Consider the following 14,346-nt stretch of genomic DNA (forward strand, 5'->3'; position numbering starts at 1 on the left):
ACGTGACCGGTCTCTTCAGCGCGACCTTCGCCCGCGGCGGCGCGGCGACCGCCGTCTCCGATGCCGCCTGGATCGACGCGCTGCTCGACGTCGAGGCCGCCCTGGCGCGCGCCGCCGCGGCGACCGGGCTGGTGCCCGCGACCGCCGCCGACGCCGTCACCCGGGTCTGTGCCGAACCGGCTGCGCTCGACCTGGCCACCGTGGTGGCGCAGTCCGCGGACGCGGGGAACCCGGTGCCGCCGCTGGTGCGCGTGCTGCGCGCGGCGGTGGGGGAGCGCGACGCCGTCGCGGTCCACGTCGGCGCCACCAGCCAGGACGTCGTCGACACCGCGCTGGTCCTGCTGGCCCGCCGGGCGATCGCCGCGATCGACCGCGACCTGGTGCTCGCCGCCGAGGCCGCCGCCCGGTTGGCCCGCGCCCACCGCGACGACGTCGTCATGGGCCGCACCCTGATGCAGCAGGCGCTGCCCACGACGTTCGGGCTCAAGGCCGCCGGGTGGCTCGGGGGGCTGGACGGCGCCCGGCTGCGGCTGGCCGAGGTGGTGGCCTCGCTGCCGGTGCAGTACGGCGGCGCCGTCGGCACGCTGGCCGCCAGCGACGGCTCCGGCACCGCGCTCCGCGCCGCCCTGGCCGCCGAGCTCGGGCTGGTCGCCACCGCCGCGCCGTGGCACACGGTGCGGCTGCCGATCGCCGACCTGGCCGGCGCGCTCGGGGCCACCGGCGGGGTGCTGGCGACCGTCGCCGTCGACGTCGTGCTGCTGGCCCAGACGGAGGTCGCCGAGGTCGCAGAGACGGGGGCCGGCCGGGGCGGCTCGTCGGCCATGCCCCACAAGCGCAACCCCGTCGCCGCCATCTCCGCCCGCGCCTGCGCCCGGCGCGCACCCGGGCTCGTGACCACCCTGCTGGGCGCCATGGAGCAGGAGCACGAGCGCGCCGCCGGCGCCTGGCACAGCGAGTGGCCGGCCCTCACCGACCTGCTGTCGACCGTCGGCTCGGCCGCGGCCTGGCTGGTCGAGAGCCTCGGCGGCCTGCGCCCGGACCCCGCCCGCATGGCGGCCACGGTGGCCGCGGCCCGCGACCCGGAGCTCGCGGGCGCGCTCGCCGACGCGCTGACCCCGTCGCTCGGCCGGGACGCGGCGCACGACGTGGCCGCGGCCGCCGTCCGGGAGGCCGCGGCCACCGGACGACCGCTGGCCGACGTGGTCGCCGGCCGCGACGACGTCGACCTCGCCGCCCTGCTCGGCGCCCGCCCCGACGTCGGCGAGGCGGGCGCGCAGGTCGACGCCGTGCTGGCCGAGCACGCCCACCTCACCGGAGGAACCCGATGAACCCCGTCCCCGTCTCCCACTCCGTCGCCGGCCCCGCGGATGCACCCCTGGTGGTCCTCTCCAACTCCCTCGGCGCCACCCGGGCGATGTGGGACCCGCAGGTGCCGCCGCTGGCCGAGCGGTTCCGCGTGGTGACCTACGACGGCCGCGGGCACGGGGAGTCGCCCGCGCCCGCCGGCCCGTACACCCTCGATGACCTGGTCGACGACGTCCTGGCGCTCATGGACCTGCTCGGGGCGGAGCGGGCGCACGTCGCCGGTGTGTCGCTGGGTGGGATGGTCGGGATGCGGCTGGCGGCGCGCGAGCCGGACCGGGTCGGGAGCCTGGCGGTGATGTTCAGCTCGGCGAAGACCGACCCGCAGGGCTTCCTCGACCGGGCGGCGCAGGCCCGCGCCGAGGGGACGGCCACCTTCGCCCCGACCGTCGTCTCCCGCTGGCTCACCCCGGGCTTCGCCGCGGAAAACCCCGACCTGGTCGCCCGGCTCGAGGCGATGGTCGCCGGCGCCGACGACGAGGGCTACGCCGCCTGCTGCGAGGTGGTGGCGGGCATCGACCTCCGCGACGACCTGCCCCGGATCACCGCGCCCACGCTCGTGGTCTCCGGCGCGCAGGACCCGGCCCTCCCGCCCAGGCACCAGGAGCTGATCGCCGAGGGGATCACCGGAGCGGAGCTGCTGGTGCTCGACCCGGCCGCCCACCTGGGCAACCTGGAGCGCGCGCTGGAGGTCACCGGCGCGCTGCTCGGCCACTTCGACGCGGCAGGACTCTCGAGCCCCGGCGGAGGTACCCGGTGAGCGAGCTGCCCGACACCGACGACGCCCGTCGCGAGGCCGGCATGCGCACCCGCCGCGAGGTGCTCGGCGACGCCCACGTCGACCGCGCCGTCGCCGGCACGACGCCGTTCACCGCCGGGTTCCAGGACTTCATCACCCGGGTCGCCTGGGGCGACGTGTGGCAGCGGCCCGAGCTCTCCCGGCGCGACCGCAGCCTCATGACGCTGTCGATCACCATCGCGCTGCGCCACTGGGAGGAGTTCGCCCTGCACGTGCGCGCCGCGGTGAACAACGGGCTGACCGACGAGGAGATCGGCGCGGTCATCCAGCACGCCGCCGTCTACGCCGGCGTGCCCGCCGCCAACCACGCGTTCAAGGTCGCCGGTCCGATCCTCGCGGAGCTGCGGGGCGACCCCGCCTGATCGGCGTGCCGCGGGGACCGGACGGTCAGCCGCCGTACATCCGGAAGACCGGCTCGGCGATGCAGACCGGCTTGGCCCCGCCCTCGGCCTCGATGACCGCCGCCACCGTGACCTGGAGCCCGCCGGTGACCTCCTCGACGTCCTTCAGCGTCGCGGTCAGCCGGATCCTCGAGCCGACCGGCACGGGAGACGGGAACCGGACCTTGTTGAGCCCGTAGTTCACGCCCATCGTCGCGTCGGTGACGGTGAGCACCTCCGACCACATCGGGATGAGCAGCGACAGGGTCAGGTAGCCGTGGCCGATCGGGCCACCGAAAAGGCTCTCGGCCGTGGCGCGCTCGACGTCGACGTGGATCCACTGGTGGTCGCCGGTGGCGTCGGCGAAGGTGTTGACACGCTCCTGGGTCACCTCGATCCAGGAGCTCTGCCCGAGTTCCTGGCCCCTCAGCGACGGCAGTTCGGCCAGCGTGGTGGTCGTGCTCATGCGGTGATCTCCTCGGTGTGGACGTATCGGGCCCGCAGCTCCGGCTTGCGCACCTTGCCGGTGGCGGTCTTGGGGAGCTCGTCGGCGAACTCGACCAGCCGGGGCACCTTGAAGCCGGCCAGGCGCTCGCGCAGGGCGGTGCGGACGACGTCCCCGTCGTGCTCGACGCCAGGGGCGACCACCAGGACGGCGAGGCAGGCCTCGCCCCACTTGTCGTCCGGGACGCCGATGACGGCGGCCTCGAGCACGCCGGGCAGTTCGAGCAGAGCGGACTCGACCTCGGCCGGGTAGATGTTCTCGCCGCCGGAGATGATCATGTCCTTGTAGCGGTCGCGGATGTACAGGAAGCCCTCGGCATCGACCGAGCCGGCGTCGCCGGTCCGGTACCAGCCGTCGACGAGCACCTCGGCCGTCCTCTCCGGGTCCTGCCAGTAGCCGGCCATCACGTTGGGCCCCTGGACGACGACCTCGCCCACCTCGTCCACTCCGGCCTCCGTGCCGTCGGCCCGCAGCACCCGCACGTCGGTGAAGAAGACCCGCTTGCCGGCCGAGCCGACCTTGCGGACGGCATCCGCCGAGTCCAGGACGGTGCATCCCGGGGCGGCCTCGGTCATGCCGTAGGCCTGCTGCATCGTCACGCCGCGGTCCAGCCAGGTCCGCAGGGTGGGCAGGGGGAGGGGCGCACCGGCGGCGCCGATGGTGCGCAGGGCGGAGAGATCGCGGGTGGCGAACTCCGGGAGCCGGGCCATCGCGTCGAGCATCGTGGGGACGGCGAAGAACGAGTTGATCCGCTGCTCCTCGATGATCCGCAGCGTCTCGGCCGGGTCGAAGCCGCGCACGACCACCGCGCACCCGCCTCTGAGCAGCGTCGGGTTGACGGTGCCGTTGAGCCCGCCGATGTGGAACAGCGGGGCGAGGGCCAGCGTGCGCTCGTGCTGCCCGAAGTCGAGACCGAGCAGCTGGTTGACGCCGTTCCAGGTCATGTTGCCGTGGGTGAGCACCGCGCCCTTGGGGCGGCCGGTCGTCCCGGAGGTGTACATGATCAGGCAGGGGTCGTCGAGCGTCACCGGCAGGTCCCGGGCGTCCGCGTCGGCCTCGGCGAGCAGCTCCTCGTACGGCAGGGAACCGGCCCCGCCGGCGGCCGGGGGCTCGGCCGCCAGCCAGTGCCGGACGCCGGGCAGCCGGTCGCGCAGCGCGTCGGCGAGGGCGCCGTGGTCCCGGCCGTGCACGACGACGCTCGCGCCGGAGTGGCCCAGAACGTACTCCGCCTCCGGAGCGGCGAGCCGGGCGTTGACCGGCACCCAGACGGCGCCCAGCTGACCGCAGGCGTAGAGCGTCTCGAGCGCGGAGGGGTGGTTTCCGCCGGTCCACGCGACCCGGTCGCCCGATCCGACGCCGAGCCCCGCCAGCGCACCGGCGGTGCGGCGCACGCGGTCGGCGAACCCTGCGTGCGAGGTCGTCGTCCCCTCGAACCAGAGGGCGTCGCGGTCGGGGGAGATGCGCAGCCGGCGCTCCGGCCAGGAGCCGAGCCCGGCGTTACGCACGGTCCAGCCCGAGAGCGCGGACGGCGTTGTCCTTCATGATCAGCGGCTTCACCTCGTCGCGGATCTCGAGCATCTCGAAGTCCCTCATCCAGCGCTCGGGCCGCAGCAGCGGGTAGTCCGATCCGAAGAGCACCTTCGTCTTGAGCAGCGTGTTGGCGGCCCGGACCAGCTGGGGCGGGAAGTACTTCGGGGACCAGCCGGACAGGTCGATGTAGACGTTCGCCTTGTGCTGGGCGACGGCGATCGCGGAGTCCTGCCAGGGCACCGAGGGATGGGCCATGATGATCGTCAGGCCGGGGAAGTCGGCGGCGACGTCGTCGAGCAGCATCGGGTCGGAGTAGCGCAGCTTGATCCCGCGGCCGCCCGGCAGCCCGGAACCGATGCCGGTCTGGCCCGTGTGGAACAGCGCCGGGACGCCCAGACCCTGCAGCTCCTCGTAGAGCGGGTAGACGGCCCGGTCGTTCGGGAGGAAGTCCATCAGGCTGGGGTGGAACTTGAACCCGCGGACGCCGTGCTGCTCGACCAGCCGCCGGGCCGCCCGGATGCCGGCGACGCCGCGGTGCGGGTCGATCGAGCCGAACGGGATGAGCACGTCGGGGTGCTCGGCTGCGGCCTCGGCGATCTCCTCGTTGGACAGGGCCGTGTGCCCGGTGGCCGCCTCGGCGTCGACGGTGAAGATGACCGCGGCCATCCTCCTGCCCCGGTAGTCGGCCGCGATGTCGGCCACGGTGGGGTCGTAGGGGTCGCCCTTGAAGTACGTCGCCGCGGCGGCGTTGAGCTCGTCGTCCAGGGCCAGGTGGCCGTGGGAGTCGGCGTGCACGTGGACGTGCACGTCGATCGCCACCAGGGCGTCGAGGTCCAGGTGCGACGTCACCCTGCTCATCGGCTCGGCTCCGGGTCGCTCCGCTCCTCGGTCGCTGGCGCTCCCTGCGATGCTCACTCCGCCGTCGCCTTCGTCGGGGGCTCCGGGAACTCCTGGCCGACCCTCTGCTGGGACCCTGCGAACGCCCCGGGCCACACGCCGGCGACGGCGTCGGCCGACCAGCCGGTGCCGTCGGCGAACTCCACCACGACCTCGCGCGGGTGGCTCCACAGCGCCAGCCGGTCGCCGCCGATGCCGACCACCTGGCCGGTGATGCCGGCCGCCGCGTCGGAGGCGAGGAAGGCGACCACCCCCGCGGCGTCCTCCGGCGGCCCGAGGCTGAGCTCGCGGCGGCCGTACTCGGCCAGGGGCCCGCCGGTCCGCATCGCGTCGATGTAGGGCTCGAGGAAGGGCGCTGTCTCGGTCATCGCCGTGATGGCCACCGGGACGATCGCGTTGACGGTGATCTCCGCGCGGGCCAGTTCCATGGCCCAGGTCCGCACCATGCCGACGATCCCGGCCTTGGCCGCGGCGTAGTTGGTCTGCCCGAAGTTGCCGACCTGGCCGGTGGGGGAGCCGACGCAGACGATCCGGCCGCCCTCACCCTGCTCGCGCATCCGGATGGCCGCGGCCCGGGTGCAGGTGAAGGTCCCGCGGAGGTGGGTGCCGATGACCGCGTCGAAGTCCTCGTCGCTCATCTTCCAGAGCGTGCTGTCCCGCAGGATGCCGGCGTTGTTGACCAGGACGTCGAGCCGGCCGAACGCCGACACCGCCCGGTCGACCAGCGCCTGCGCGGCCTCGCTGGTGCCCACGGGCACCACCTCGGCCACGGCCGTGCCCCCGTCGTCGGTGATGGTCCTGACCGCGGCCTCGGCGACGGCGGCGTCGACGTCGTTGACCACGACCGCGGCACCGGCGCGGGCGAGCTCGGTGGCGTAGGCCAGCCCGAGACCCCGTCCGCTTCCGGTGACGATGGCTACCTTGCCGGACAGGTCCACGGGACTCCCTTGATCGGGGGACGGTCAGCTGGTGCGCGACGCTAGGCGGATATCATGGAGGATGTCAACGATGGAGGAGACATGGACGCCCACACCACCACAGGCGCGCTGACCGACGACGTCGGCTTCCTGCTGTCCCGCGCCAGCGGCCTGTTCGTGCGGGCCAGCAACACGGCACTGGCGTCCTACGGTCTCCGGGTCCGCTCGTACTCGGTCCTGCTGCTCGCCTGCGCCTCCGACGACGGGATGTCGCAGCGCGACCTGGCCGGCGTCCTGGGCCTCGATCCCAGCCAGGTGGTCCTGCTCGTGGACGAGCTGGCGGAGTCCGGCCTGGTCGAGCGACGGCCGTCGGGCACCGACCGGCGGACCAAGCTGGTGGTCGGCACCGCCGCCGGTCGCGAGCTGCGCGCAGCCGCCGTCGTGGACGTCGATGCCGCGGTGGCCCTCCAGCTGGCCGATCTGACGGCCACCGAGCAGTACCTGCTGCGGGATCTCCTCGGTCGCCTGGTGCGCACCGGCAGCGGTGGCGCCGTCGGCTGACCCGCCGCCGGCCGGGCGGCCGGCTGCCGCCCGGCGGAAGGGACTGGCCAGGCGTCGCTGTGACGTGCATCATGCCGTCTGTCAATCGTTGACGACCTCACCGAATCCCGGGAGCCGCCATCATGCGCCGCTGGATCCCCACCCTCCTCGCCTCGACGCTCGTGCTCGCCGCCTGCGGCGGGGACGACTCGGACGCCTCGCCGTCGGCCGGTGCCGCCGCCGACGGTGGTGGACCCCGACAGGTCACCGTCGGGATGCTGCCGATCCTCCCCACCGCCGCGCTCTACGCCGGCATCGAGGAGGGCTTCTTCGCCGACCGCGGGATCGAGGTCACCGTCGAGACCGGTCAGGGCGGTGCGGCCCTGCTGCCTGCGGTCATGGGCGGTCAGATCGACTTCGCGACGAGCAACCCGGTCTCGCTGCTCCAGGCGCGGGGGCAGGGTCTGGACGTCCGCGTGATCGCCCACTGGACCTCCGCCCTGTCCGAGGGGGACGCCGACGTCAACGGTGTGGTGGCCGCCGCCGGGTCGGGCATCGAGTCCGCCGCCGACCTCGAGGGGAGGACCGTCGCGGTGAACACGCTCAGCGGGATGGGCGGGCTGACCATCCGCGAGGCGGTGCGCCAGGACGGCGGTGATCCCGACGCGGTGGAGTTCGTCGAGCTGCCCTTCCCCGACATGCCCGCCGCCCTGGAGGGCGGCAACGTCGACGCGGTGTGGGTGCCCGAACCGTTCCTGAGCAGCCTGCAGGCCGGCGGCAACGTCGTCGCCACCTACTCGAGCGCGGAGTCGGTGCAGGGCCACCCGACCCAGCTGTTCTTCACCTCCGGCGAGCTCGTCGAGTCCGACCCCCAGCTCGTCGAGGACTTCACCGCCGCGATCGAGGACACGCTCGAGTTCGCCGAGGAGAACCCCGACGCCGTCAAGGACCAGATCTCCGAGGTGCTGCCGCAGCTGCCGCCGGAGGTCGCCGAGCAGGTGCGCCTGGAGGAGTTCGGCACCGACCTGCGGCGGGATCAGCTCGAGCAGCTCGGGGAGCTGATGGTCGAGGACGGCCTCCTCGAGGACGACGCCGACCTGGACGGGTTGCTCCCGGAGGGGTGATGCGGGCGTCGCGGGCCCGTCGGCAACTCCGGCGGGACGAGCCTTCCACGTGGCGGAAGAGTGCTGTCGGGCGACGGGTGACGGCGGTCACGCTCGGACCACGCCGGATCGAGGAGGAGCAGGACGCATGACGTCGATCGTTCGGAACCAGTGGTACGTGGCCGCCTACGGGCGCGAGGTCGGGAGAGAGCTGTTCAGCCGGACGATCTGCGGCGAGTCGATCCTGTTCTGGCGGACCGAGGCCGGCGAGGTCACCGCGATGAGCGACCGCTGCGTGCACCGCCGGTTCCCGCTCTCGCAGCAGCCCAGCCACCTGGTGGGCGACACGGTGGTGTGCGGCTACCACGGCTTCACCTACGGGGCGGACGGCGTCTGCGTCGCCGTCCCCGGCCAAACCCGGGTGCCGCGCACCGCGCGGCTGAAGAGCTACCCCGTGGTCGAGCAGGACAGCTTCGTCTGGGTCTTCATCGGCGACCCGGACCGGGCGGAGACCACCCGGATCCCGCGCGCGCCGTGGCTGGACATGGAGGGCTGGACGACGGTGTCCGGGATGGAGCCGCTCGCCGCCCGGGCCAGCCTACTGGTGGACAACCTCATGGACCTCTCCCACGAGACCTACCTGCACGGCGGATACATCGGCACCCCCGAGGTGGCCGAGACGCCGATCACCACCGAGGTCGACGACGAGGCCGGCATCGTCTACGTCAGCCGGCACATGGCCGACGCCGCCTGCCCGCCGTTCTACGCGAAGAGCACCGGCATCGAGGGGCGGATCACCCGCTGGCAGGACATCGAGTTCACCCCGCCCTGCCTGTACAAGCTGCACAGCCGGATCGCGCCGGTCGGCGTCCTGCCGAACGACGACGGGACCGATCCTGACGCCTTCCACGTCGAGGTGGTCTATGCGATCACGCCGGAGACGGAGCACTCGACGCACGACTTCTGGGCCGTCGCCCGCGACTTCGCCCTCGACGACCAGGGTGTGTCTGACTTCCTCGCCGAGAACAACCGGACCGTCGTCCTGCAGGACGTCGTCGCCCTCGACGTGCTCGAGCAGGTGCTGACCGGCGAGGCCGACGGCTACCAGGAGCTCTCGATCAACATCGACACCGGCGGGCTGGCCGCCCGGCGCCTCATCGCCCGGCTGGCCGCGGAGGCCGACGGCCCCGCCGCCGCCCCGGCCGCCCCGGCCCCCGCCGCGGCCGGCCGGTGACCCCCGGCATGTCCCTCCCGCCGCCTCGGCACGTCCTCGAGGGCGAGCGGGTGCTGCGGGTGAACTGGCTGCCAGGCTCCGACCGCCTGCGCGGGCGGTGCCACTGCGGCGCGGAGAGCGAGGCCGAGGACCCGGTGCGGATGTGGGAGTGGCTGCTCGCCCATCCCGACCACCCCGCCGGGGGGCCGGACATCCCGGAACCGCCCGTCGACCTGCCGCCCCCGCCCGCGCACGTGGTCACCGACCCGGCGGTCCTGCGGGCCCGGGAGCGGACCCGCATCCCCGTCCTGGCCTAGCGAGAAGGAGCTGCTCCCGGTGCACAGCACCCACGACGAGGTCGAGCTGCGGCTGCGCGTCGACCGGCGGACGACGGGCGCGGAAGGCGTCGTGGTCCTCGACCTCCGCGCCGCCGACGGGCGCGACCTGCCGGCCTGGTCGGCCGGCGCGCACGTCGACCTCTGCCTGCCGGGCGGGCTGACCCGCCAGTACTCGCTCTGCGGTGACGCGGCGGACCGGTCGGTCTGGCGGATCGCCGTGCTGCGCGAGCCGGAGAGCCGGGGCGGGTCCGCCCACGTGCACGACGCCCTCGTCGAGGGGGCCGAGGTCGAGGTGCGCGGTCCCCGCAACCACTTCCCGCTGGTACCGGCCCCGCGGTACGTCTTCGTCGCCGGCGGCATCGGCATCACGCCGATCCTGCCCATGGTCGACGCCGCCGAGGCGGCCGGCGCCGAGTGGGAGCTCCACTACGGCGGCCGCAGCCGGCGGTCGATGGCCTTCCTGCAGGCGCTCGAGGAGGCGACCGGCTCCCGGGTCACCCTGCACCCGCAGGACGAGGTCGGCCTGATCGACCTCGACGCGCTGCTCGCCGTGCCGCGGCCCGGGACCATGGTCTACTGCTGCGGGCCCGAGCCGCTGCTGGCCGCGGTCGAGCAGCGCTGCCGGCAGTGGCCCGAAGGGTCGCTGCACCTGGAGCGGTTCGCCCCCAAGGACGTCGGCGAACCAGTGCTCACCGACGCCTTCGAGGTGGAGCTGGCCGTCAGCGGGCTGGCGCTCACCGTGCCCCCGGGGAAGTCTGTCCTCGAGGTGGTCGAGGAGGCCGGGGTCAGCGTGCTCTCCTCGTGTCAGGAGGGAACGTGCGGAACCTGCGAGACGACGGTCCTCTCCGGCGCGGTGGATCACCGGGACTCACTGCTGACGCCGGCGGAGCAGGCGGCCAACGACACGATGTTCATCTGCGTGTCCCGGGCGGCCTGCCCGAAGCTGGTGCTGGAGCTCTGACCGGCTCGCGGACCGCCGGAGGGAAGCTGCTCGCCGTCCTCGGCGCGTTCTCCCGGGACCGGCCGGCGCTGACGCTGTCGGACATCTCCCGGGCCGTCGGTGTGCCGTTGTCCACCGCCCACCGGCTGGTGGGTGAGCTGTGCGCGTGGGGTGCGCTCGAGCGGGCGGACGACGGCCGGTACCGGGTGGGCCTGCGCGTCTGGGAGCTGGGCGCGCTCGCGCCACGCGGCCTGGGCCTGCGGGAGGCCGCGCTGCCGTTCATGGAAGACCTGTACGAGGTGACCCACGAGAACGTGCAGCTGGCCGTCCGGGACGACGTGGAGGTCGTGTTCGTCGAGCGGTTCGCCGCACGCGACGCCGTCGCCGTCCTCACTCAGGTGGGCGGCCGTTTCCCGCTGCCGCCGACCGGGGTCGGGCTCGTGCTGCTCGCCCACGCCCCCGCCGACGTGCAGGAGCGGGTGCTGGCCGGCCCGCTGCACCGGTACACCTCGCACACCGTCACCAACCCCCGCCAGCTGCGCCGGGTCCTCGCCGAGGTGCGCCGCGCCGGCGTGGCGGTGAGCGACCGGCAGGTGACCACCGACGCGGTGTCCGTGGCCGCCCCGATCGAGGTGCGCGGGACCGTCGTGGCGGCGCTGTCGATCGTGGTCCGCGGCAACTCGCCGGCCGCCGTCCGCACCCTGACCCCGGGGGTGCGCGCGGCCGCCCGCGGCATCTCGCGCACCCTGGACCGCGCTGCGGACCCGACCGGGCCCGGCGGGCGACCGGTGCCCTGACCCGGGGGCGCCGGCCGGCGCCCCCGGGTCAGACGGTGGCCGGCAGCGGCATCTCGCGGACGTCGTCGGCGACGGTGAGCGGGGCCCCGGTGGCGGCGACCACCTCGTCGACGGTGACGCCGGGCGCGGTCTCGCGCAGGACCAGCCCCTCGGCGGTGACCTCGATGACGGCGAGGTCGGTGACGATCCGGTCGACGCAGGCCTTGCCGGTCAGCGGCAGGGTGCACTCCTGCACGATCTTGGGCGACCCGTCGCGGGCGACGTGCTCCATCATGATGATCACGCGCCGGGCGCCGTGGACGAGGTCCATCGCCCCGCCCATGCCGTTGACCATCTTGCCGGGGATGAGCCAGTTGGCGAGGTCGCCGCGGGCGTTGACCTGCATGGCGCCCAGCACGGCGACGTCCAGGTGCTGGCCGCGGATCATGCCGAAGGAGAGCGCCGAGTCGAAGAAGCTCGCCCCGGGGAGGAGGGTGACGGTCTCCTTGCCGGCGTTGATCAGGTCGGGGTCCTCCTCGCCCTCGAAGGGGTAGGGCCCCACGCCGAGGACGCCGTTCTCCGAGTGGAGGACGACGTGCACGCCCTCGGGCACGTAGTTCGGCACGAGGGTGGGCATGCCGATGCCCAGGTTGACGTACTGGCCGTCCTCGAGCTCGAGGGCCACGCGGGCGGCGAGCTGCTCACGGGTCAGGGCCATCAGCGTGCTCCCTCGGTGGTGGCCTCGTCACCGGCGGCGGCCGGGGCGGCGGTGTCGGGCCCCGCCGGGCGGGGACGGGTGGTGCGCCGCTCGATCGGCTTGCGGTCGGCGCCGACGACCACGACCCGGTCGACGAAGACGCCGGGCAGGTGGACGTGCTCGGGGGTGATCTCGCCGGGCTCGACGAGCTCCTCGACCTCGGCGACGGTGATCCGGCCCGCCATCCCGGCCAGCGGGTTGAAGTTCGCCGCCGACTCGTGGAACACGAGGTTGCCGTGCCGGTCGCCCACGGCGGCGTGGACGAGCGCGAAGTCGGCGGTGAGCGCGGTCTCCAGCACGTACTGGCGGCCGTCGAACTCCCGCACCTCCTTGGGCCGGCTGACCTCCACCACGGTGCCCTCGGCGTCGTAGCGGATCGGGATGCCGCCCTCGGCGACGAGCGTGCCGACGCCGGTGGGGGTGTAGAAGGCGGGGATGCCGCTGCCGCCGGCGCGCAGCCGCTCCGCGAGGGTGCCCTGCGGGGTCAGCTCCACCTCGAGCTCACCGGAGAGGTACAGCCGGGCCAGCTCCTTGTTGCCGCCGACGAACGAGCTGATCGTCTTGCGGATCCGGCCCGCGTAGAGCAGGACACCGAGGGCCTGGTCGTCGACGCCGCAGTTGTTGGAGATCGTGGTCAACCGGTCAGCACCCTGGGCCAGCAGCGCGTCGATCAACGCGTACGGCACACCGCACAGCCCGAAGCCACCCACGGCCAACGTGGCGCCGGCGGTGATGTCGGCGACCGCCTCCTCGGCGGAGCGGACGACCTTGTCCACGTCAGCCCTCCCGCTCTGCGGGGACGGTTCCCCGTCCGTGGTCCGAACGCGCCCGATCCACCACGTTGCTCCCATCGTCGCCGGCTGCGGCCCCCAGTATCGCGGGCCGCCACCGCCCGGCGGGGCCGCCGTCCCCACTGGGCGGAAATCCGCCGCTGCGAGGGGTCAGGGGAGCAGGGCGGTGAGCCGGACGCGGACCCCGCCGTCGCCCGGGTGGTGGGCCCCGCCGGAGATGTCGACGTGGTCGCACAGCTGGCGGGCCAGCCACAGGCCCATGCCGCCGCGGGAGAGGTCGTTCCCGTGCGCCGGCCCGTACCCGGCGAACGGGTCGTCCCAGCCCGGACCGCCGTCGGCGATGGTGCACACGAGCCGGTCGGGCGCGGTCCACAGCTGCAGGCTGACCGGGGGCAGCCCGTGCCGGACGGCGTTGGACGTCATCTCGTCGACGGCGAGCAGGAAGTCCTCGACGAGGTCGGCGGGTGCCCCCAGGCCGGCGAGCTCCGCGCCGACGGCGTGCCGCAGGCCGATGAAGTCGGCGACGTCGGCGGCGGCGAACCGCGGCGGGGTGCTCTCCAGCGGCTCCTCCGGCACGGGCAGCCCGCGCAGGTAGGCGGCCGGGTCGGTGTACCCCGTGCTGCTCGTACGGCCCTGGGCGCCCACCACGTGGGGGTGCGTGCAGGCCGCGGAGGCCACCACCGGCGCGGGCAGCCGCCGGGTGTCGAACGCGCAGACGCCCCAGAGGTCCCAGCCGCGCAGCGCCTCGTTGATGACCGCGTCGTAGCGCTGCCACTCCAGCCACTCGCGCGGGGTCCTGCCGTGGTCCACCTCGCCGATGACCCGGACCCGCGACGCCCCAGCCGCCCGGTGCTGCTCGGCCAGCCGGCGGAAGCTGGTGATCGCCGCCGGTGTGCGCGGCCCGTAGGTCACGGTGCGGTCGAGGACCACGAGCCGCTCGTCGTCGTCGATCGCCTCCCGCAGCGCGGTCGTGGCCGGGCCCGACGCGACGACCACGGCGGCTTCACCGGCGTCCAGCCCCGCCCGCAGGAAGGGGGCGGCCACGGCGACGAGGTCGTCGAGGGAGTCGTAGACCAGCGCGTCGTGGACGAAGCCCGCCGTCGGGGGGTGGCCCGCACCGCCCGCTGCCGTCCAGTTCACCTGTTCCCCTGAGTTCTCCGCGCCGGCCGTCCTGCTCGGGCTCCCACGGTAGGCCAGCGCGGCGGGGTGGTCAGCCCGCACCCCGGTCCGGAGGCGCATCCGGGGGTTCCGGGAGCGCGTGGTGCCTGCCCGGGGGACGGTGGTCGGGCCGCCTGCCGCCCGTTTCGAGCGGGCCCGTCCGGGCAGGTGAGGGCGCATCAGGAGGGAGACACCATGGCCATCGCGACGATCAACCCGGCGACCGGCGAGACGCTGAAGACCTATGAGCCGTTGGGGGAGGAGGCGTTGGAGGAGAAGCTGGCTCGTGCGGCCCGGGCGTTCGCGGGCTACCGGTTGACCTCGCCGGAGGAGCGGGCGG

The 14,346-nt window shown here is 74.2% G+C and carries 15 protein-coding genes and 1 pseudogene; 9 read left to right on the plus strand and 7 right to left on the minus strand.

What is annotated here, in order from left to right:
* Positions 1 to 2 precede the first annotated feature (2 nt).
* The 3 genes from pcaB to pcaC are packed head-to-tail and all read left to right on the plus strand — an operon-like array spanning position 3 to position 2,523.
* The gene (pcaB, locus tag ACI792_RS18465) at positions 3 to 1,328 is read left to right on the plus strand and encodes a 3-carboxy-cis,cis-muconate cycloisomerase (RefSeq protein ID WP_456603882.1); all 1,326 of its coding nucleotides are present in this window, start codon (positions 3 to 5) and stop codon (positions 1,326 to 1,328) included.
* Positions 1,325 to 2,122, plus strand: coding sequence for a 3-oxoadipate enol-lactonase (gene pcaD / locus ACI792_RS18470; RefSeq protein WP_456603883.1), 798 nt, complete (start codon positions 1,325 to 1,327; stop codon positions 2,120 to 2,122). Before pcaB ends, pcaD begins: the two co-directional genes overlap by 4 nt.
* Complete coding sequence (gene pcaC, locus ACI792_RS18475; RefSeq protein ID WP_456581195.1) at positions 2,119 to 2,523, plus strand: 4-carboxymuconolactone decarboxylase; 405 nt, start codon at positions 2,119 to 2,121, stop codon at positions 2,521 to 2,523. The genes pcaD and pcaC overlap by 4 nt, the downstream gene beginning before the upstream one ends.
* Positions 2,524 to 2,548: 25 nt before the next feature.
* On the opposite strand, the gene ACI792_RS18480 is transcribed toward pcaC, so the two are convergent.
* The 4 genes from ACI792_RS18480 to ACI792_RS18495 all read right to left on the minus strand — a co-directional run bounded on the left by ACI792_RS18480 (position 2,549) and on the right by ACI792_RS18495 (position 6,411).
* Positions 2,549 to 3,007, minus strand: coding sequence for a MaoC family dehydratase (locus ACI792_RS18480; RefSeq protein ID WP_456603884.1), 459 nt, complete (start codon positions 3,005 to 3,007; stop codon positions 2,549 to 2,551).
* Positions 3,004 to 4,551, minus strand: coding sequence for an acyl-CoA synthetase (locus tag ACI792_RS18485; RefSeq protein WP_456603885.1), 1,548 nt, complete (start codon positions 4,549 to 4,551; stop codon positions 3,004 to 3,006). Before ACI792_RS18485 ends, ACI792_RS18480 begins: the two co-directional genes overlap by 4 nt.
* On the minus strand, positions 4,544 to 5,413 hold the full coding sequence (locus ACI792_RS18490) for an amidohydrolase family protein (protein ID WP_456603894.1): 870 nt from the start codon (positions 5,411 to 5,413) through the stop codon (positions 4,544 to 4,546). The genes ACI792_RS18485 and ACI792_RS18490 overlap by 8 nt, the downstream gene beginning before the upstream one ends.
* Positions 5,414 to 5,487: 74 nt before the next feature.
* Positions 5,488 to 6,411 (minus strand): SDR family oxidoreductase, encoded by a 924-nt coding sequence (locus ACI792_RS18495; protein ID WP_456603886.1) that lies wholly within the window; start codon positions 6,409 to 6,411, stop codon positions 5,488 to 5,490.
* A gap of 81 nt (positions 6,412 to 6,492) precedes the next feature.
* On the opposite strand from ACI792_RS18495, the gene ACI792_RS18500 reads away from it, so the two are divergent.
* From ACI792_RS18500 to ACI792_RS18525, 6 genes and pseudogenes are all read left to right on the plus strand, one after another.
* Positions 6,493 to 6,951: a MarR family winged helix-turn-helix transcriptional regulator gene (locus ACI792_RS18500; protein ID WP_456603887.1), complete on the plus strand. Its 459-nt coding sequence runs from the start codon at positions 6,493 to 6,495 to the stop codon at positions 6,949 to 6,951.
* Positions 6,952 to 7,073: 122 nt separating this feature from the next.
* Positions 7,074 to 8,054 carry an ABC transporter substrate-binding protein gene (locus tag ACI792_RS18505; RefSeq protein ID WP_456603888.1) on the plus strand — a complete coding sequence of 327 codons (981 nt, stop codon included), beginning with the start codon at positions 7,074 to 7,076 and terminating at the stop codon, positions 8,052 to 8,054.
* A gap of 127 nt (positions 8,055 to 8,181) precedes the next feature.
* A complete protein-coding gene (locus ACI792_RS18510) occupies positions 8,182 to 9,267 on the plus strand; it encodes a Rieske 2Fe-2S domain-containing protein (protein WP_456603889.1) in 1,086 nt (361 codons plus the stop codon).
* Positions 9,268 to 9,275: 8 nt separating this feature from the next.
* Positions 9,276 to 9,563: a hypothetical protein gene (locus ACI792_RS18515; protein WP_456603890.1), complete on the plus strand. Its 288-nt coding sequence runs from the start codon at positions 9,276 to 9,278 to the stop codon at positions 9,561 to 9,563.
* A 37-nt stretch (positions 9,564 to 9,600) separates the two neighbouring features.
* Positions 9,601 to 10,545 (plus strand): annotated as a pseudogene (locus ACI792_RS18520) (PDR/VanB family oxidoreductase); the annotation flags it as partial.
* A 26-nt stretch (positions 10,546 to 10,571) separates the two neighbouring features.
* Positions 10,572 to 11,321 carry an IclR family transcriptional regulator gene (locus tag ACI792_RS18525; RefSeq protein ID WP_456603895.1) on the plus strand — a complete coding sequence of 250 codons (750 nt, stop codon included), beginning with the start codon at positions 10,572 to 10,574 and terminating at the stop codon, positions 11,319 to 11,321.
* 28 nt (positions 11,322 to 11,349) lie between these two features.
* Here the strand turns inward: ACI792_RS18525 and ACI792_RS18530 are convergent, their stop codons facing one another.
* The 3 genes from ACI792_RS18530 to ACI792_RS18540 all read right to left on the minus strand — a co-directional run bounded on the left by ACI792_RS18530 (position 11,350) and on the right by ACI792_RS18540 (position 13,988).
* Positions 11,350 to 12,018, minus strand: coding sequence for a CoA transferase subunit B (locus tag ACI792_RS18530; RefSeq protein ID WP_456603891.1), 669 nt, complete (start codon positions 12,016 to 12,018; stop codon positions 11,350 to 11,352).
* Complete coding sequence (locus tag ACI792_RS18535) at positions 12,018 to 12,833, minus strand: CoA transferase subunit A (protein WP_456603892.1); 816 nt, start codon at positions 12,831 to 12,833, stop codon at positions 12,018 to 12,020. The genes ACI792_RS18530 and ACI792_RS18535 overlap by 1 nt, the downstream gene beginning before the upstream one ends.
* 165 nt (positions 12,834 to 12,998) lie before the next feature.
* Positions 12,999 to 13,988, minus strand: a complete 990-nt coding sequence (locus ACI792_RS18540; RefSeq protein ID WP_456603893.1) for an anti-sigma factor RsbA family regulatory protein — start codon at positions 13,986 to 13,988, stop codon at positions 12,999 to 13,001.
* Positions 13,989 to 14,346 lie beyond the last annotated feature (358 nt).

It is taken from the genome of Blastococcus sp. SYSU DS0669 (assembly GCF_054050895.1).